At 55.3% G+C, this 5,926-nt stretch carries 6 protein-coding genes; 5 read left to right on the top strand and 1 reads right to left on the bottom strand.

The window, feature by feature from the left end:
* Nucleotides 1–446 (bottom strand): TonB-dependent receptor plug domain-containing protein (locus tag ABY948_RS10725; protein WP_461482532.1); only part of this gene is annotated, 446 nt, incomplete at its 3' end.
* Nucleotides 447–710: 264 nt separating this feature from the next.
* On the opposite strand from ABY948_RS10725, the gene ABY948_RS10730 reads away from it, so the two are divergent.
* The 5 genes from ABY948_RS10730 (at nucleotide 711) to ABY948_RS10750 (ending at nucleotide 5,896) form a co-directional block, all read left to right on the top strand.
* On the top strand, nucleotides 711–1,820 hold the full coding sequence (locus ABY948_RS10730) for a DnaT-like ssDNA-binding domain-containing protein (protein ID WP_461482533.1): 1,110 nt from the start codon (nucleotides 711–713) through the stop codon (nucleotides 1,818–1,820).
* Between the two features lie 34 nt (nucleotides 1,821–1,854).
* A complete protein-coding gene (locus ABY948_RS10735; protein WP_461482534.1) occupies nucleotides 1,855–2,391 on the top strand; it encodes a replication protein P in 537 nt (178 codons plus the stop codon).
* Between the two features lie 15 nt (nucleotides 2,392–2,406).
* Nucleotides 2,407–4,158, top strand: a complete 1,752-nt coding sequence (gene aceK / locus ABY948_RS10740; protein ID WP_461482535.1) for a bifunctional isocitrate dehydrogenase kinase/phosphatase — start codon at nucleotides 2,407–2,409, stop codon at nucleotides 4,156–4,158.
* Nucleotides 4,159–4,618: 460 nt separating this feature from the next.
* Nucleotides 4,619–5,065 carry a TRADD-N-associated membrane domain-containing protein gene (locus ABY948_RS10745; RefSeq protein WP_461482536.1) on the top strand — a complete coding sequence of 149 codons (447 nt, stop codon included), beginning with the start codon at nucleotides 4,619–4,621 and terminating at the stop codon, nucleotides 5,063–5,065.
* 69 nt (nucleotides 5,066–5,134) lie between these two features.
* Entirely contained in the window at nucleotides 5,135–5,896 is a 762-nt protein-coding gene (locus ABY948_RS10750; protein ID WP_461482537.1) for a hypothetical protein, read from the top strand.
* Nucleotides 5,897–5,926 lie beyond the last annotated feature (30 nt).

Here is a 5,926-nt window from a genome sequence, read left to right on the forward strand (position 1 = left end):
CTGCCACTGGCGGTGGTGAATCGCCAACCGGGATGGAGCGAAATCTCGCGGGTGACGATATTGATGGCGCCGGTAAAGGCATTGGAGCCGTAGGCCACCCCTGCGGGCCCCCGAATCACCTCAATGCGCTCGATATCGTCGAGGGTAATGCCGAGGCGGTCCCAGTCCACCAGCCCGAACAGCGAACCCACCGCCACCCGGCCGTCGATCAGCACCTGCATGCGGCGCGACAGGCCGTCGGACTGGCCGTGGTAGGTGACCGCCGTATGGTGATCGCGCCAGCTCAGGCCCACCTGAAAACCGGGCACCAGTCTCAGCAGATCGGGAATTTCAATAAAACCGGAGGATTCGATCATCTGGCGATCAATCACCGTGATCGCCATCGGGGTATCCGAGGTGGACTGCGGCAGGCGGGTGACCGACAGGGCCACCGGAATATCGGCCATCAGGTCATCTTCCGTCAGACTCGGTGACGCGTTCGCCCACGGGGGCGACAACAGCAGCGCTGTTACTGGTAGCAGGATCCATCCCGTCAATTTCCATGCCCCGCTCCCTGGGACGGCATATCTCCTTGGCTTCATTGCATGACCGAATAATTAATTTTGTTGTTCTTTTGCCGGGATTCTACTGGCGATTAAAGGGAATACAAAACAACTTCTCCGGGGTGGCGCCCGCTAAACTTGGCCGGAGGTTTCTGATAGAGTGTCCCCATGTCCCTTATCCCCGAAAAACCTCTGGTGATCTCCCCCTCACTGGCCGCCACCATCGGTCTGGAAGAGGCGGTATTGCTGCAGGCACTGAATGAACTGATGTGCCACGGCCTGCCGCAACAGCAGGGGGGTTACCGCTGGCTCACCACCGCGGCCGACCAGCTGCTGAAACTGACACCGTTCTGGCGCGCCGCCGACCTGCAACGCATCGCCAGCAGCCTGCGGGACAAGGGCATCCTGTTGATCGCGTCGGCACCGCTGCTGGAGTGCGGCGAACTGCGCTTTGCCTTCAACGAACAGGACGGCACCGCCTCCCAGGTGCGCACGCCGACAGCCGCGCCGGTCCCGCGCACCGCCAGCCGGGCCATTTCCCCGGACTGGCAACCGGAACAGGATGTATTGCGGCAACTGGCCCAATACAATATTCCCGCCGAATTCTGCTCGACGCAGATCCCCGAGTTTGTGACCTACTGGAGCGAACGGGGCGAACCCCGCTACAGCTGGGGATCGCGCTTTATCAAGCACGTGTTGCGGCTGTGGCGGGAACAGCAGACCGAGGAGGCCAAGCGAGGCCAGGAAACGGCCATGAGCCGGGACTGGCAGCCCTCCCGGGACGCCTTTGATATTCTTACCCGGCAGGCGGGGATCAACGGCAATTTTGTCGAGGATGCCATCCCCGAGTTCGTGCTCTACTGGATGGAGCGGGGCGAGCACTCCAGCACCTGGAATTCCCGCTTTATCATGCATGTGAAACGCCAGTGGGCCCGCTTCACCTGCGCCATGGAACACGACACCCTGCCCCGGCCGCTGGCCGCCGACTGGCGACCCAGCGAAGAACTGTTCGAGGTGCTGACCCTGGCCAATATTCCGCGCACCTTTGCCGAGCGATTGGTGCCGGAGTTTGTGCTCTACTGGCGCGACAGCGGTCAGCTCTTCGGCTCCTGGAACACCAAGTTTCTGCAACAGGTAAAACGGGAGTGGTCCCGCCAGCAATCGGCCAACAGCCAGGATACCCCTCATGGACAACAGCAACGACCTCATCAATCGGGCAGTACAAGATCTCGCCCCCTCGTCGACGAACTCAGCGACCGCAGCTGGGCCGGTACCTGAACGCCCGGCGCAGCTGGTCGACAGCATCAACCAGGTGTTTGCCCTGTTCCGGCTGAACTACCACAACCAGTTCTACAGCGCCTATGCCGACACCGAGCTGCTCAACCAGGCCAAACGCCTGTGGCTGGAGGCACTCGGTCATTTCAGCAGCGAGCAGATTCTGCTGGGCGCCAAACGGGTCATCGAAACCTCGGATTACCTGCCCACCCTCAACCGCATGATGCAGTGTTGCGAGGAATATCATCACCCCCAGGGGTTGCCGAGTCCGCGGCAGGCCTATCTGGAAGCCTGCAATGCGCCCTCCCCGAAAGCCCGCTTTTCCTGGTCTCACCCGCTGGTCTACCACGCCGGGCTGGAAACCGGCTGGTACCGGCTGGCCAATGAAGCGGAAGCCAGCAGTTATCCGGTTTTCCTGGAGCACTATCGGCGCCTGAGCCGCGACCTGGCTCGCGGCGAGCAACTAGCACTGCCCGACCCCGCCGACGACAGCCGGGAAAAACCTCCCCTCAGCCGCGAGGAATCCCGTCAACACCTGGCGGAGTTGAAGGCTTCCCTGAAGCTGGATGCCTGATCACCGGATGGCCCCATGAACTGTCCCGACACCATTTTCTTTCGCAACAGCACCGCCCGGCGGATGTCGAAAACCATCCTCAATGGTTTTCGCAGTTACTTTGCCGACTACCTGAACATGACCCTCGGGGCCAAGGCGCGCTTCGAGAAGGCGGACTGGCATGCGGTGCAGCGGGCCAATGTGGACCGCCTGGAGCTGTACAAGGGCAAGGTGCGGCAGGTGTCGGAACTGCTCGCCACTGTCACCAACAAGGACATCACCGACCTGGAGCTGTGGCGCCAGGCCAAGGCGGTCTACACCCAGCTGGTGTTCAACTTTCCCAACTACGAAATCGCCGAGACCTTCTTCAATTCGGTGTTCGGCTACATCAACGACCACGACAAGATCGACGACGACCTGATCTACGTGCTGTCGTCACAGATGGCCTCCATTCCCGAAGCCGAGTACAGCATCTACGTCCGCTACGACGGCCAGGAAAAAGTTGACGGTATTTTCGAGCAGATCCTGCTGGATGCGGAATTTTCCATTCCCTGTGAAAACCTTGAGCGGGATGTGTGCGCCATCGCCCAGGAATTTGAGGAGCAGGTGCGCCCCCACCTCAAAGGCAGCGCGACCGAGCTGAAATTCGATATTCTGGAATCGGTGTTTTACCGCAGCAAGGCCGCCTACATTATTGGCCGTATTGTCGACGGCGACCGCTTCTTTCCCATCGTGCTGCCCATTCTCAACAATGAGAATGGCGGGCTGTTTGTGGACACCGCCATTTTCAATCGCGAAGAGATGAGCGTGGTGTTCAGCTTTACCCGCACCTACTTCATGGTGGACGCGCCGCTGCCCTACCTGTACCTGCACTTTCTGAAGCAGCTGATGCCCCACAAGGGCGACAACGAGGTGTACGCCTCCCTAGGCTTCCCGAAACACGCCAAGACCGAGTTCTACCGGGAATTTGTCAGCCACCTGCGCAACTCCCAGGACCAGTTCGTGATCGCACCGGGCATCAAGGGCATGGTGATGTCGGTGTTCATGCTGCCGTCCTACGACATCGTCATCAAGATCATCAAGGACAGGTTCGACCCGCCCAAGGAAGTCACCCACGAGATCGTGCGCAGCAAATACACCCTGGTATCCCGCCACGACCGCATCGGCCGCATGGCGGACACCCAGGAGTTCGCCAACTTCTCCTTTCCCCGCAGTCGCTTCTCCGACGAATTGATGGAGGAACTGCAAAAGGTGGCCCCCTCCCTGCTGCACATCGAGGGCGACCGGCTGATCATCAAACACCTCTACACCGAACGGCGCATGACGCCCCTCAACCTGTTCCTGCAAACGGCGTCGGAAGAGGATACCTGCGGCGTCATGGAGGAATACGGCAACGCCATCAAGCAGCTGGCCGCCGCCAACATCTTCCCCGGCGACATGCTGCTGAAAAACTTCGGCGTCACCCGCCACAAGCGGGTGGTGTTCTACGATTACGACGAAATCTGCCCGCTCACCGACTGCAACTTCCGGCGCATCCCGGAACCGCAGACCGAGGAGCAGGAAATGTCCCTGCGGCCCTGGTACACGGTGGCGGCCAACGACGTGTTCCCGGAAGAATTCCGGCTGTTCTTCTCCGGCAATCCAGGGGCGAGGAAAGCCTTTGAGGAAATGCACGGCGATATCTACGATGTGGAATTCTGGTGGGGACTGCAGCAGCAGATTCGCGGCGGCAAGATCGTCGATGTGTTCCCCTACCGCCGCCGTCGCCGCTTTGATCGCAATCGCTGATCGCGGCCAATCCAGCCCCCATGCCGGATTCAGTCAGTTGCTCGATGTCAAAAACCGCCCAACACCGGCGGCAGACAGCCTCTCTGGGGCTGTCTTGCCATGAAAGGGGATATCGCGTTTAATCCAGTGAAGGACGAAATCCTGCGGCGGCTATAGCGCCCGACCGGCAGGGCCTCCAACGGAACCAGGGAACGGTGACTTCGCCATGATCGAACCCCCTTTCAAACATATTGATTATATAAATCCGTCTTCCGCTTTTTTAGCAAAATCAATGGCCATCGAACCATTGCAGGCCGCTGTAATGACAGGCCCCGTCCGCAGAAGATACAAACCAGATGAAATTACAAAGGGTTAAAGGCGGCATGACCACCAGCCTAATATATTACAGCGGCCGCCTTTTAATAATTATTATGAGGCCGAAGGCCTCATTAACAGACTGTTATGTTCCTAGGAGAATGAATTGACTACTCCAGACGAAATCCAAAAACTTCAAAGATATTACGAGATTAACCTCAACCATGCTCGTTGGAGTTTTTGGGCAAGTTTGGTTTCAGTGGCCGTAGGAATGGTTACTCTTTTATTTGGTGTTTTCATGTTATATACGCATGAGACTCCTGCGGCTGGAACCACTGCTACAATTGCCGGGTTGTTGTCTGAATTCATATCAGCAACTTTCTTTTATCTGTATAACAAAAACTTAAAGCAATTAAATTATTTCTACGAGAAGCTCATAAAATTTCAAGACACCTACTGGGCCATGGGACTTGTTCAGAAACTCCCCAATGAAAAACAGCCCGAAGTATGGGTCACGATTATTAGTAATTTGCTTATGAGAAATGAACCCAAGTCAGAAATGTCACCGGAGTTAGTGCGAGCGTATGCGGAAGCAATGCAAAAAGGAACATAACAAAGCCTTCAAACGGAGCTTCGCGCTGTCGCGCTCCGCCCGTTTAAGGCGTCGTTAGTGGAATAAGTAATGAGCAAAGTTGTAACTGTCCAACTGGAATGGAAATATTCTCCTGAAACATATCTAGAGGAACCGATTTCAATTTCATTTGAAGGAGGTAATCTCGAGATAAAGCATGGAGTCGCAATCGCAATAATAGATCCCGAGATATACCATGCAGATAGCTCAATACGGGAAGAGTTGACCCGACAAATCGATAGTAGATTGCATGCTGTCCAGATCATGACGCATAAAGACTTCGAATTGAGTAAGCCATCCCGAACGGATATTCGAGAAGATGGAAAAAAGAATCATTTTCTGGAAGTTGAATCTTGTGTCATGACCATGAGTGCGGGAACAGTTGACTTAGTAGTAAAAGATAAAGATGGAAATATTGTCTCGGACACAAAAAGAGAGCGTTTAGATAAACAAAGGCGTTTTGCATCTCTTGTAGATAAATATAGGCATTCCGATGCCACGCTTGACCAAATGCTGAAGAGCTACCAAAAATCAGTGAAAGACCCTGATGATGAGTTGGTTCATTTATACGAAATTAGAGATTCTCTCTCCGAGAGGTTTGGATCAAAGAAAAACGCAATACAAAAACTAGGCATTACAAGTGCCGAGTGGGATGAAATTGGAAAATTGGCTAATACCCTTCCACTCAAGCAAGGTCGACATAGAGGCAAAGCGGCAGGTGCGCTTAGAAACGCAGAGATAGCCGAACTTGAGAAAGCACGTAAATCTGTCGCTTACCTAATTGAAAAATACCTAGAGTATTTGGAAACGTGATAAATCCACTAACAATAATATTTGGGGTCA

The sequence above is a fragment of the Porticoccus sp. genome (genome assembly GCF_041592135.1).
Lineage (GTDB): Bacteria > Pseudomonadota > Gammaproteobacteria > Pseudomonadales > Porticoccaceae > Porticoccus.